The following is a 12,956-nucleotide window of genomic DNA, read 5'->3' as shown; positions in this document are numbered from 1 at the left end:
GAAAGTCGCCCTATTTTTATTTGGATTTTACGAATTGAGATAGCACGATGACAGCAAGTACCGCTAAATTAATGCTGAATATCACCACAAGCCATTGTGGCATTGAAAGGTCTAAAAATTGCCATATGATTTTAGAGCAATCACCCGTGGGTTCAAACATCCAAGGGACCCATTGATTAAGTGGTGCCCAACTCGGGAACTGCGGGAAAATATCGCAAGTAGCAAAAGGTGAAGGGTTAAATTGATAACCAACATGTTCTAAAGCCAACTGTAAGCCGCGAAAGCTTGTATAGCCCCATGCCGCGAGTCCCGTCCAGCGAACCCATTTATTCATCGGGTTTAAGAGTCCGATAATGGCTGATGCACTGATACCGATAAAAGCAACACGCTCATAAACACACATAACACAAGGTGCTAGCATCATCACGTGTTGGAAATATAAAGCGGATAATTCAAAAAAAACAACACTAGAAAGTAATAGTATCCATGAGAGTCTTTTTTGCGAAAATGTATGAATAGAGGATAACCAAGCCACAATGACTTCCTTATGTCTAATGCGATAAATACAATGAAAGAAATAAAACTTGTAGCATCAGAGTGTTAAATTGATCAATAGTTCAAAATTATGAAGTGGGAAATGCTGTCTGTAAACAAACATTCCCACTTAATCTTAATTGATGGGTTATTAGTGACCAATAATAGGGCTGCCTTGAGTAGCAATTTCAATGGTAGATGATGTAATCCATCCCATCGAGTGGAAATAGGTTGTCATAGGCTCTAAAAGGAACTGAATACCAAAGTAGCCAACGACGGCTAATACTAATGTGTACGGTAATGCCATTACGACCATGCGACCGTAAGATAAACGAATTAACGGGGCAAGTGCTGAAGTTAATAAGAATAGGAAAGCAGCTTGACCATTTGGTGTTGCAACAGATGGCAAGTTGGTTCCGGTATTAATCGCTACTGCCAGTAAATCAAATTGATCTCGGGTAATAGCACCATCTAAAAGTGCAGTTTTTACTTCATTGATATAAACCGTGCCGACAAAAACGTTATCAGAGACCATGGATAACAATCCATTGGCGATATAGAACATAGTGATTTGTTGATTGCCTTCAAATTCCAATACGGATTCAATGATAGGTTTAAATAAATGTTGATCGATAATAACGGCAACAACGGCGAAGAAAACGGCTAGTAAGGCAGTAAATGGTAGCGCTTCTTCAAAGGCTTTACCTAGTGAGTGCTCTTCGGTAATGCCAGTAAATGAAGTTGCTAAGATAATCACGGATAGACCAATAAGGCCTACAGCGGCTAGGTGGAAAGCCAGCCCTACGATAAGCCAGATAGCAATAATCGCTTGCACATAAAGCTTCGCGATATCTTGTTTAGTACGTTTTTGTTGTTGTTGATAGTCGAATTCTAATAAGATTTTTCGAACATTATCAGGTAGCTCTGCGCCATAACCAAAAACTTTGAATTTTTCGACGGCGATACAAGTTAAAATCCCACATATAAAAACAGGGAAGGTGATAGGGGCCATTCGTAAGATAAATTCACCAAACTCCCAACTTGCTTGATCTGCAATAATTAAGTTTTGTGGTTCACCTACCATTGTCATTACGCCACCAAGAGCAGTACCGACACCTGCGTGCATTAACAAAGAACGTAAAAATGCGCGGTAATCTTCTAAATCATTACGAGTAATTTCAGTGATAAGTTCATCAGTAGTGTGATCATGATGGGCTTCGGAATCTGGATTAGAAACAACTTTGTGGTAGATAGCGTAAAAACCAATAGCCACACTGATGATAACGGCGATAACCGTTAGAGCATCTAAAAATGCAGATAAGAAAGCAGCGGTCACACAAAAAGAAATGGAAAGTAAAATTTTAGAACGCACACCAAGTAAAATTTTAGTGAACAAAAATAGTAGCAACTGCTTCATAAAGTAGATGCCAGCTACCATGAACATTAATAGCAGCAATACTTCGATATTAGATGCAAGTTCATGTTTAATTTGTTCTGCTGTCGTCATTCCCATCGCTACCGCTTCAATGGCTAATAGGCCACCAGGTTGTAATGGGTAGCATTTTAAAGCCATAGCTAAAGTGAATATAAATTCAGCAACTAATAACCAACCAGCGGTAAAAGGGTCAATAAAAAAGAATACGATGGGATTAATGATTAAAAAGGCCACAATGGTAACTTTATACCAATCTGGAGCCTTGCCCAGGAAGTTTTTAATGAAGGCGTTTCCTAAAGACATACTCATGAACTTACTTTTTTCACTCCAAAAATTTGAACTTATGCACAGTATGACGAGATTGATATATCAATATGTGAAGCGGATCAATATTTCACGTGTTAATATAAAACTATTTCGTCGTTATGATGAAAAGTTGCTATTAAGTTTATGTTTTTGTTACTAGTGTTGTGGTTTTGTTTGCTTTCTGTGGCAATGAGAATACATGCAAAGTAGAAAGAGTAAAATGACAAAAATAAAATAAATGGAAGTGAGTTAGATTTTTGTCATTACAATTGAATAAAGCTTCGGAGGGATCTCTCATTTTGAGACATTTATGAGAGATAGGTCTTCTATACAATATGGAATCATGGTTTTCAGGAAGTTAGAAGTAGTGGTATGATGAGTGATATTTAAATTCCTAAAACTAAGTAAAGTGAATACATGGTTATTAAGGCAAAGAGCCCTGCAGGATTCGCAGAAAAATATATTATTGAAAGTATCTGGAACGGGCGTTTTCCCCCAGGTTCTATTTTGCCGGCAGAGAGAGAATTATCTGAGCTGATCGGTGTTACTCGAACGACGTTACGTGAAGTGTTGCAGCGATTGGCTCGTGATGGATGGTTGACTATTCAACATGGTAAACCAACCAAAGTGAATAATTTCATGGAAACATCGAGCTTACACATTCTTGATACACTCATGACGCTCGATACCGATAATGCAACAAGTATTGTTGAAGATCTATTGGCTGCTCGTACTAGTATTAGCCCAATTTTCATGGGGTATGCTTTTAAGTCTAACCCTGAAGCTTGTATCAAAACGTTAAATCGAGTGATTGATTCATGTGAAACGCTTTTATCTCATCATTCATGGGAATCTTTTATTGAAGAGTCGCCTTATGCTGAAAAAATAAAACAGTCAGTAAAAGAAGACAACGAGAAAGATGAAGAAAAGCGAGGTGATATTCTCATCGCGAAGACATTTAATTTTTATGATTACATGTTATTCCAACGTTTAGCTTTCCATTCAGGAAATCAGATCTATGGATTGATATTTAATGGAATTAAGAAATTATATGATCGCGTGGGTAGCTTTTACTTTTCCAACCCCGAAGCGAGAAAGTTAGCACTTCAGTTTTACAAAGAATTATTAGTGTTGTGTGAAAAGGACGATCGCCAAGAGTTACCCAACTTGATCCGTCGTTATGGCATTGAAAGTGGCCATATCTGGATGAAGATGAAGCAAAATCTTCCAAGTAACTTTACCGAAGATGATAGCTAATTCATTTACGTTTTGAATGTTATACATAGAAACCTGTTACTGAGTAGCAGGTTTTTTTATCTCTTTTGTACTTGAAGTTGCAGGTTTGGGGGCTCATTTGCTTGTTGCCTTGCTGTCACTCCAGTTATTTGGGTTCATAGTCTCTAATGGTAAATAAATTTCTTCACAAGTTTCTGAAAGTATTTGGTCATAAACGTTAAAAATCAAATATGAGGCTTCTAGCGACAATAAGTAGAGTTGCTTTGATGTCGCTACAACGTTATCTACTTGTTCCCAATGCTTTAAGGTTTGAATCACGCCATTTTGATCATTATCAGCCATGGTTAATGGGCAAATTAATGAAAGTTGATTCATTCTTCGACTTAACATAACCGCATGATGACGAAAACGTTGTTGTCCAATCGGTGTGTCGATATCCTGAATACTGATCCTAAAGCGAGTCAAACTTTCTAAGGTATCGAGAATTTTTTGCCATCTGTGGTGATATTCTTCCGCAATATCATCATGATGTGTATCAATTAGCCATTCAATCATGACCTCATCAGTTAAAAACATCATTTGACGAATTAACCTACCATGCTCTAGTTGATTTTTGGCGATATTGAATTCGGTCCAATTTAACAATACAGATTGAGTTTTATCGTATAGCACACGAATTTCTGGTCCAGTATCCGCGCCCGCACTGAGTTTTAGATTCTGCAATATTTCGATAATAGAAAGGTTGGTTTGCTTTAGAGTCTGTACAGAGTAGACCGCTGCAGCTAAATGCGCATGAGTGAGGGCTCGATGTTGGCGCGTCAAATAAATGAGCTGACGCAACTGATTAATCAGACGATAGCGATACTGGTGGCTTTTTTCTCGTGTAATGTTGAAGTAGAACAAACTGGCGAGAATACCAATGAGCAGTAATATACTGATTCCGATAAACATGAACGACCTCCTTTGGATTCATATTATATTGGAATACTATGCAAGATCTGAACCAAGATTAGGGAGGTTGAGAAGCGTTATTCCCATGATAAAAGTTAGACACTTTATTTATTCTGCTTGGTATAAATTGGAGCGATATTGCGACTTATTGGTGCAATGAGTGCTAGCAACAAAGCTGTAGTTTTACAGGTATGAAGAGGATAGATGTAGACAACTACATAGAAATAACCCCCAATACTGGTCGCCAATATTGGGGGTTATATGATTCTGGATGGAAATCCTTACTATGAAGTGATTACATCACACGCATGCCAGGTTGAGCACCTTCGTGTGGTTCTAAAATCCAAAGATCTTTACCACCAGGGCCAGCGGCTAAAATCATGCCTTCAGACATGCCAAACTTCATTTTACGTGGCTTCAAGTTAGCAACCATTACGGTTAACTTCCCTTCTAGTTCTTCTGGTGTATAAGCAGACTTGATTCCCGAGAATACCTGACGAGTTTCGCCACCAATATCTAACTGGAATTTAAGTAGTTTGTTGGCTTTCGGTACCGCTTCACAGGAAACGATTTTAGCAATACGCATATCAATTTTAGCAAAATCATCAAACTCAATTTCAGCTTCAATCGGCTCTTTATCTAGTTCTGATTGTGCAGACGCCTCCGCTTGCTCTTTCGCTGCCATTTCTGCAGCCGCATCTTCTTTTGACGCTTCGATCATTGCTTCAACATGCTTTGGATCGATACGGTTAAATAGTGCTTTAAACTTGGTGACTTCGTGATCGGTTAATGGCGAAGTCATTGTTTCCCATGTCAAGGTATCATTTAAGAATACTTCACTACGTGCTGCAAGTTCTGGCATAACAGGCTTTAAGTAAGTCATTAATACGCGGAATAGGTTAATACCAACCGTACAAATATCTTGTAGCTCTTGGTCTTTGCCTTCTTGTTTCGCGATCACCCAAGGGGCTTTTTCATCAACGTATTGGTTGGCTTTATCTGCAAGTGCGGTCACTTCACGAATGGCTCGACCAAATTCACGAGTTTCATAAAGCTCTGCAATGCCCTCCGCTGCATCAACAAACTCTTGATATAGGGCCATTTCAGTAAAGTTGCTAGAAAGCTTGCCTTCAAAGCGCTTAGTGATGAAACCTGCGTTACGAGAAGCTAGGTTAACAATTTTGTTTACTACATCTGAGTTTACACGTTGAGTGAAATCTTCTAGATTCAAGTCAAGATCATCAATACGGCTGTTTAGTTTAGCGGCGTAGTAATAACGTAAACATTCAGGATCTAAGTGTTTAAGGTAAGTGCTCGCTTTAACAAATGTGCCTTTTGATTTTGACATTTTTGCGCCGTTAACTGTGACATAACCATGTACAAACACGTTATTTGGTTTACGGAAACCTGCGCCATCAAGCATTGCTGGCCAGAATAGGCTGTGGAAATACACAATATCTTTACCAATGAAGTGGTAAAGTTCAGTGGTACTGTCTTGTTTCCAGTATTCGTCAAAGCTTAAATCATCACGCTTGTTGCATAGGTTTTTGAATGAACCCATGTAGCCAATTGGCGCATCTAACCATACGTAGAAGAATTTGTTTTTCTCACCTGGAATTTCAAAACCAAAATAAGGTGCATCACGAGAGATATCCCATTGTTGTAGACCGGATTCAAACCATTCTTGCATTTTGTTTGCAGTTTCAGATTGCAGAGAGCCAGAACGTGTCCACTCTTTTAACATGCTTTGGAACTGTGGCAAGTCGAAGAAGAAATGCTCAGAATCTTTCATTATTGGAGTCGCACCAGAAACCGCAGACTTTGGATTGATAAGATCGGTTGGGCTATAAGTTTCGCCACAAGCATCACAGTTATCACCGTATTGATCTTCAGTTTTACACTTAGGGCAAGTACCTTTTACGAAACGGTCTGGTAGGAACATTTCTTTTTCTGGATCGAAAAGTTGAGAAATAGTACGGCTAGTAATAAAGCCATTTTCTTTTAAGCGAAGATAAATCATTGACGCTAATTCGCGGTTTTCATCACTATGAGTGCTATGGTAGTTATCAAAGCTGATGTTAAAACCTGAGAAATCTTGTTCATGTTCTTTTTGAACTTCTGCAATCATCTCTTCAGGTTTGATACCAAGTTGCTGAGCTTTCAGCATGATCGGAGTACCATGGGCATCATCCGCACAGATAAAGTTTACGGTATTACCACGTAAGCGTTGGTAACGGACCCAAATATCCGCTTGAATATGCTCAAGCATGTGGCCGAGGTGAATAGAACCATTAGCGTATGGAAGTGCACAGGTTACTAAAATTTTTCTTGGATCAGTTGCCATATTATATTTTCGCTTCTTATTCTTGGAGAAAGACAAAGCACAATTACTCATTATTTTTAGCTGGAGATGAACAGATAAAGTAAGGGAGTAAAGAGTGCATTATCATCATAAAACTTTGCCTTTGATTCTACCCGATACCCAACTAACTTCAAGAACACATAAGCTTGCTAAGGATTTATTTTTTCTATAACTAAGAAAAGCCTATTCGTTGATGCATTTTGAAGTTATTTCAGTATATAACTGCTAGGATTGAATTGACGCCATATGATAGAGAGGTTTCATGTCTGATTTTTCATCACATTCACTATTATCAAAAGATGAGTATTTACATCGCTTAAATCAGTTTGAGCACGAAGCGTTGATTGAAGGCTGGGCAGATATGCCAAACCTGGTTCACTTTAGTGATGATTATGTGAATCTTGCTTTGCCTTTTTATTATCAAGATTTAAAAGCGGATCTTCAGAGTTGGTGTGATTTACAAGCTCAACAAGATGCACGTTTTCCTAGCACACAAGTTTCAGTACGAGTGAAGCCATTGCAAACCCCTCACGGACAAGCAGTGAAAGGGGTGAAAAATATTATTGCAGTGAGCTCGGCAAAAGGTGGGGTAGGTAAATCGACGACAGCGGTTAATTTTGCTCTTGCATTACAAGCTTTAGGAGCCAAAGTTGGTTTGCTTGATGCTGATATTTATGGCCCATCGGTTCCTTTAATGTTAGGTACTCAAGGTGAAAAGCCTGGTGTGCGTGACAATAAGTGGATGATTCCTGTTGAAGCTCATGGTTTATATACCAATTCGATTGGCTATTTAATTGCCGACCAAGATGCCGCAATCTGGCGAGGCCCGATGGCCTCAAAAGCATTAGCCCAAATATTGAATGAAACCTTGTGGCCGGATCTTGATTATCTAGTGATCGATATGCCACCGGGTACAGGCGATATTCAGTTGACCTTATCTCAGCAAGTTCCTGTTACGGCTGCGCTAGTAGTTACTACGCCACAAGATCTAGCTCTCGCAGATGCTCGTAAAGGTGTCACTATGTTCGATAAAGTTGATGTACCAGTGCTTGGTATTATTGAAAATATGAGTTACCACATTTGCTCTCAGTGTGGTCATCATGAAGCTATATTTGGTGAGGGGGGGGCGCAAAAAATGGCGCAAGATGCCAACTTAACCTTACTTGCCCAAATTCCACTGCATATCAATCTAAGAAGTGATCTTGATAATGGTTGCCCAACTGTCGCTGCAAGACCGGATAGTGATCATACTCAGATCTATCTCCAATTGGCTTCACATGTTGCAGCCAATTTATTCTGGCAAGGTAAGCCGCGAGCAGAAAATATTATGTTTGTTGATGTTAGCTGATAAAAGAATTGATTGAGAAATAAGCGCTTGATCTCAAGCTGCTTATTTTTCAATCTTCATTTGTATTATAGGTTAATAATTTCTTCTTGAAACTCGCACCTTGCAAGCGTTTGGGTATATAATCTAGCGGTTTAAATCTTCAATTTCCCCAAGTCATCATGCTTTCATGACGCTTGGTCATATTTGGAATTCCTTGTCACTATTAAGCTGGGTGCTTTACATGTCAGAACAACAAAACATGCCTGAAAAAAACAAATGCGTCATTGTAGGAATTGCCGGCGCATCGGCTTCAGGGAAGAGCTTAATTGCAAGCACCATTTATAAAGAGTTACGTGCAAAAGTTGGTGATCATCAAATTGGCGTTATTACAGAAGACTGTTACTACCGTGACCAAAGTCATTTGAGCATGGAAGATCGAGTTAAAACCAACTATGACCATCCAAACGCCTTAGACCATGACTTATTATGCGAACAATTAGAGAATCTGGTTCAAGGTGAATCTGTTGAAATTCCTGAATACAGTTACTCAGAGCATACCCGCACTAAACAAACTACCTTGATGACACCGAAAAAGGTGATCATTTTAGAGGGTATTTTGCTATTAACTGAGCCTCGTTTACGTAATTTAATGCATGCATCCGTCTTCATGGACACACCTTTAGATATCTGCTTATTACGTCGTGTGAAACGTGATGTTGAAGAACGCGGTCGTACGATGGAGTCGGTATTAAAGCAATATCAAAAAACCGTTCGCCCTATGTTCATGCAGTTTATTGAACCATCAAAGCAACATGCGGATATCATTGTACCTCGTGGTGGTAAAAACCGTATTGCGATTGATGTTCTAAAAGCGCATATTGCTAAATTGCTGACATCGTAAGAATAGACAATTAAAGTATTGATATGAAATCCCCACCTGGTAATCACCAAGGTGGTTTTAGGAGAAACGCCCGTGAGATTGTGTGATAGGGATATAAAGAAGTATTTAGCTGAAGGCAAGATTGCCATGTCTCCAGCGCCGTCAGAAGAAAGCATTAGTGGTTTGACAGTTGACGTTCGTTTAGGACATCAATTTCGTGTTTTTAATGATCACAGTGCTCCATATATCGATTTGTCTGGTAAAAAATCGGATGTTACTGCTCAACTTGAAAAAGTAATGAGTGATGAAATTGAAATTTCCGATGATGAAGAATTTTACTTACATCCCGGGCAATTGGCTTTAGCCGTAACCTATGAGTCGGTTGATTTACCTGCCAATATCGTTGGCTGGTTAGATGGACGATCTTCATTAGCGCGTTTAGGTTTAATGGTACATGTTACTGCACACCGTATTGATCCAGGTTGGTCTGGTCGAATCGTTTTGGAATTCTATAACTCAGGGCGCTTGCCACTTGCGCTGAAGCCAATGATGCCCATTGGTGCATTGAGTTTTGAAGTGTTATCGGGCGATGCAGAAAAACCATATAACAAGCGCGATAACGCTAAATATAAGAATCAACAAGGTGCGGTCGCAAGCCGTATTAATGAAGATTAAGAGATGTAAAAGGGCTTCTAAAAAGCTCTTTTTTTATGGTTTTGTCAGTTTTTTCTTATTGATTTTACTTTATCTAAACGAATGATAGTTTGTTATACTAACTATTAAAAATATATATATTTGTTTTGAAAAGGATCTCCATGAAAAAAATACTTTTATTCCTTTCTGTACCCATTGCTGCGGTTTTAATTGCCATTCTAGCGCTGGTCATTTTCGTTAATCCGAACCAATTTAAGCCGCTTATTATCGATCAAGCTAAGGCTCAAACAGGCTTTGACTTGGTCATCGACGGTGACATTTCTTGGAGCTTTTTTCCTCATCTCGGCTTTTCTATTGGAAAGACCCAAGTATTAAATCCAGCGGAAGGCTTTAAGCAAGCACAAGTGGTCAAGTTTGATGAGGCGGCTTTGGATGTTTCAGTACTTCCATTGCTTGAAAATCGACTTAATATCGGCAACGTTACGTTAAACGGCGCTGATATTTTTATTCAGAAGCTGAAAGATGGTCGTTCAAACCTTGATATTGTTAAGCAATCTGCTGAAGACAAAACCACTCAAACTTCCCCAAGTAGTGATGCGACTAATGACGAAACTGAAAGTGTAAACCCTGCAAGTGAAAGCCCATGGGAAATCAGTTTAGAAGGCATTACGGTAAATAATGCTAAATTGGTGATGTTAGATGCAGAGAGCCATTCAGATTTAACCTTATCTGATGTGAACTTCGCGTTATCACAATTTAGTTTCGATGAATGGAGTAAGGCTGAATTTGATATTACGGGTAAACAAAACCAGCAAACTTTTGCTGTAAAAGGAAAGACCGAGTTTAAAGTCTCACAAGATTTATCGGATTACCAATTACGCGGTATAGATGTAGAAGCGCAATTTAAAGATCCTTCTACTGACATTAAACAAGCACGTTTCACGCTAGATTCGTTTCAATTTAACTCAGTCAGCAAAATGGCATTGAGTGTCAATGGAATGGCATCTGGTATGAGTATCGATATTAATCAGTCTGCATCGATTATGCTTGATAAAGCGATGACGGAGCTTAAAGTCCAGAATATGAATGTCACAGGGAAGGTTGATGGTCAATCATTACCACTTACGCCTATTTCGATTGATATGAATTCTGATATTCGTTTCGATTTAACAAAACAATATTTAGATGTTGTTTTGAAAAAGTTATCGGTGAACGAACTTAACTTTGATGGCTCTACGCAGGTGAGTTTAGCGCCAAGTATTCCTAAAATAGTGTTTGATATCCACAGTCCTGAAATCAACGTTGACGCGCTACTTAAGCAAATGGAGCAAGTTGCCCCTGAAAAATCAGAGACAACAAAAGCCGCGACCTCTAAAAACTCGAGCAGCACCAATGTGCCTACATCTCAAGTAGAACCTGATCTTAGTGCGACACGTACATTAGATGTCACGGGTAAAATTATTATTGATAAGCTAACAGCAAATAATGTCAAAATGCAGGATGTACAAACGCAGTTTCAAGTGAATCGTGGTGTGATTGATTTGAAAAAATTTGCGGCAAATTTGTATCAAGGCTCGGTGAGTGCTAATGCTAAAATTGATGCTCGTAAAGATGTTTCCACTTACACGATACATAAAGAAGTTAAAGGAGTTCAAGTTCAACCATTGTTGAAAGATGTTGCACAAATGGACTTTGTTTCTGGTACCGGCAATATCACTGCAGATATAAAGGGTAAAAGTTTAATTGTCGATAAAGCGAAACAAAACTTAGCTGGTGTGGTGAAGATTAATTTTGCTGATGGTTCGTTCTATGGAATCAATGTTGCTCATGAAATTCGCTCAGTACAAGCTTTATTTAAAGGTAAGAAAGCAGAAGAAATAAAGGTTAAGAAAACCGATTTTAGTGCTGTAACAGCAACGATGAACTTATCAAAAGGGGTAATGACGACTAATAACTTCACCGCTCAATCACCATTATTAAGAATTCTTGGTAGTGGACAGGCGAACTACGTTAATGAGACGGTTGATTTTCTAGTTAAAACATCGGTGGTAGGCTCCTTGAAAGGTCAAGGTGGTAAAGATACTGATGAGTTAAAAGATATTACTCTTCCTATCAGTATTAAAGGCACATGGACAGAACCTAAAATTCGCCCAGATTTGAATGCGGCATTAGATGAGCAAACTAAGCAGAAAGCTCAAGCTGAAATAGACAGAGCAAAAGAAAAAGCTCAAAAAGAAGTTGATCGAGGTCTAGATAAGTTGCTCGGTAATGATGATTCCAAGCAAAAAGATGATGTCAAAAAGGCTGCTGGTGATTTACTAAATGGTTTATTCAAATAGAATTAACCTTAAACACTAAATATCAATGCCACTTCATTCATGTGCAGTGGCATTTTTTATGGGTTTAATCGCAGATGCAGTTATTTTATGCTAGTAGGTGAAGTGTTACCAATCAATACCTTTACGAGCTTTGACTCCTGCTTCAAAGGCATGTTTAACATTTCGTACTTCCGACACTGTGTCGGCAAGCTCTATTAAGTCGCGATGAGCCGCGCGTCCTGTGAGAATAACCGATTGATCTTTAGGTCGGTCTTTGATGGCTAGAATAAGCTCACCTAGGTCAATATAACCATAGCTCACCATATAGGTGATTTCATCGAGCAGCACGACATCGATGCTTTTATCTTGCAGTATTTTTTTGCACTCTTGCCAGACTTGCTGAGCGGCTTGAGTATCTTTTTGTTTATCTTGAGTTTCCCAGGTAAATCCAGTTGCCATCACATGAAAAGAGACGCCTAGCTTTTCTAATAGATTCTTTTCACCATTATCCCATGTGCCTTTAATAAACTGAGCAACCGCGCATTGCTGGCCATGCCCAACGGCTCTTGCGATGGTACCAAAACCGGATGTAGTTTTACCTTTACCATTGCCAGTGATAACAACGACTAAACCTTTCTCTTGTTGAGCAGCTTCAATACGTTGATCTACTTGTTGTTTAATTTTTTGCTGACGTTGTTGGTGCTTATTTTGTTTATGCTCAGACATATTATATTGTTCCTGAAGGTAGGGATGAATGGATAATAACGAATTTAAAAGGCAGAAAAAACCAAAGTTTTAGAGAGGGATATTAAGGTCTATTGGCCCTAGGTACCTAACAACAAAAGCCCAACGCGATGGTTGGGCTCATGGTCTATATATCCAAGTTACTTGAGTGTATACCCATCGTAATTGAAGCTGCAACTTTGTTGACGGCGAGTCGAGGTATGCTCATG

General features: G+C 39.0%; 10 protein-coding genes. 5 read left to right on the top strand and 5 right to left on the bottom strand.

Annotated elements, in window-relative coordinates; genetic code table 11:
• Positions 1-16 precede the first annotated feature (16 nt).
• The gene (dsbB, locus tag ACN0T8_RS02915; protein WP_417879157.1) at positions 17-535 is read right to left on the bottom strand and encodes a disulfide bond formation protein DsbB; all 519 of its coding nucleotides are present in this window, start codon (positions 533-535) and stop codon (positions 17-19) included.
• Positions 536-685: 150 nt separating this feature from the next.
• A complete protein-coding gene (nhaB, locus tag ACN0T8_RS02910) occupies positions 686-2,278 on the bottom strand; it encodes a Na(+)/H(+) antiporter NhaB (RefSeq protein WP_417879156.1) in 1,593 nt (530 codons plus the stop codon).
• 414 nt (positions 2,279-2,692) lie between these two features.
• Between nhaB and fadR the strand changes: the two genes are divergently transcribed.
• Positions 2,693-3,532 (top strand): fatty acid metabolism transcriptional regulator FadR, encoded by an 840-nt coding sequence (gene fadR, locus ACN0T8_RS02905; protein ID WP_417879155.1) that lies wholly within the window; start codon positions 2,693-2,695, stop codon positions 3,530-3,532.
• A gap of 93 nt (positions 3,533-3,625) precedes the next feature.
• On the opposite strand, the gene ACN0T8_RS02900 is transcribed toward fadR, so the two are convergent.
• On the bottom strand, positions 3,626-4,462 hold the full coding sequence (locus tag ACN0T8_RS02900; RefSeq protein ID WP_417879154.1) for a hypothetical protein: 837 nt from the start codon (positions 4,460-4,462) through the stop codon (positions 3,626-3,628).
• 295 nt (positions 4,463-4,757) lie between these two features.
• Positions 4,758-6,806 (bottom strand): methionine--tRNA ligase, encoded by a 2,049-nt coding sequence (gene metG, locus ACN0T8_RS02895; protein ID WP_417879153.1) that lies wholly within the window; start codon positions 6,804-6,806, stop codon positions 4,758-4,760.
• Between the two features lie 280 nt (positions 6,807-7,086).
• Here metG and apbC point away from each other — a divergent pair, with 280 nt between their 5' ends.
• The 4 genes from apbC to ACN0T8_RS02875 all read left to right on the top strand — a co-directional run bounded on the left by apbC (position 7,087) and on the right by ACN0T8_RS02875 (position 12,024).
• The gene (apbC, locus tag ACN0T8_RS02890) at positions 7,087-8,172 is read left to right on the top strand and encodes an iron-sulfur cluster carrier protein ApbC (RefSeq protein WP_417879152.1); all 1,086 of its coding nucleotides are present in this window, start codon (positions 7,087-7,089) and stop codon (positions 8,170-8,172) included.
• A gap of 238 nt (positions 8,173-8,410) precedes the next feature.
• Complete coding sequence (gene udk, locus ACN0T8_RS02885; protein ID WP_417879487.1) at positions 8,411-9,052, top strand: uridine kinase; 642 nt, start codon at positions 8,411-8,413, stop codon at positions 9,050-9,052.
• A 72-nt stretch (positions 9,053-9,124) separates the two neighbouring features.
• On the top strand, positions 9,125-9,706 hold the full coding sequence (dcd, locus tag ACN0T8_RS02880; protein WP_027697095.1) for a dCTP deaminase: 582 nt from the start codon (positions 9,125-9,127) through the stop codon (positions 9,704-9,706).
• A gap of 140 nt (positions 9,707-9,846) precedes the next feature.
• The gene (locus ACN0T8_RS02875) at positions 9,847-12,024 is read left to right on the top strand and encodes an AsmA family protein (RefSeq protein ID WP_417879151.1); all 2,178 of its coding nucleotides are present in this window, start codon (positions 9,847-9,849) and stop codon (positions 12,022-12,024) included.
• Positions 12,025-12,129: 105 nt separating this feature from the next.
• On the opposite strand, the gene cobO is transcribed toward ACN0T8_RS02875, so the two are convergent.
• The gene (cobO, locus tag ACN0T8_RS02870) at positions 12,130-12,729 is read right to left on the bottom strand and encodes a cob(I)yrinic acid a,c-diamide adenosyltransferase (RefSeq protein ID WP_417879150.1); all 600 of its coding nucleotides are present in this window, start codon (positions 12,727-12,729) and stop codon (positions 12,130-12,132) included.
• Positions 12,730-12,956 lie beyond the last annotated feature (227 nt).

It is taken from the genome of Vibrio sp., assembly GCF_048266485.1.
Classification (GTDB): Bacteria; Pseudomonadota; Gammaproteobacteria; order Enterobacterales; family Vibrionaceae; genus Vibrio.
The sequence above is the reverse complement of the archived record's forward strand: the minus strand, read 5'-3'. Positions and strand labels throughout refer to the sequence as shown.

Coding starts and splice junctions, on each gene's coding strand:
- nhaB (WP_417879156.1), bottom strand. CDS start 2,278: ATGAGTATGTCTTTAGGAAACGCCTTCATTAAAAACTTCCTGGGCAAG.
- apbC (WP_417879152.1), top strand. CDS start 7,087: ATGTCTGATTTTTCATCACATTCACTATTATCAAAAGATGAGTATTTA.
- metG (WP_417879153.1), bottom strand. CDS start 6,806: ATGGCAACTGATCCAAGAAAAATTTTAGTAACCTGTGCACTTCCATAC.
- cobO (WP_417879150.1), bottom strand. CDS start 12,729: ATGTCTGAGCATAAACAAAATAAGCACCAACAACGTCAGCAAAAAATT.
- ACN0T8_RS02900 (WP_417879154.1), bottom strand. CDS start 4,462: ATGTTTATCGGAATCAGTATATTACTGCTCATTGGTATTCTCGCCAGT.
- udk (WP_417879487.1), top strand. CDS start 8,411: ATGCCTGAAAAAAACAAATGCGTCATTGTAGGAATTGCCGGCGCATCG.
- fadR (WP_417879155.1), top strand. CDS start 2,693: ATGGTTATTAAGGCAAAGAGCCCTGCAGGATTCGCAGAAAAATATATT.
- ACN0T8_RS02875 (WP_417879151.1), top strand. CDS start 9,847: ATGAAAAAAATACTTTTATTCCTTTCTGTACCCATTGCTGCGGTTTTA.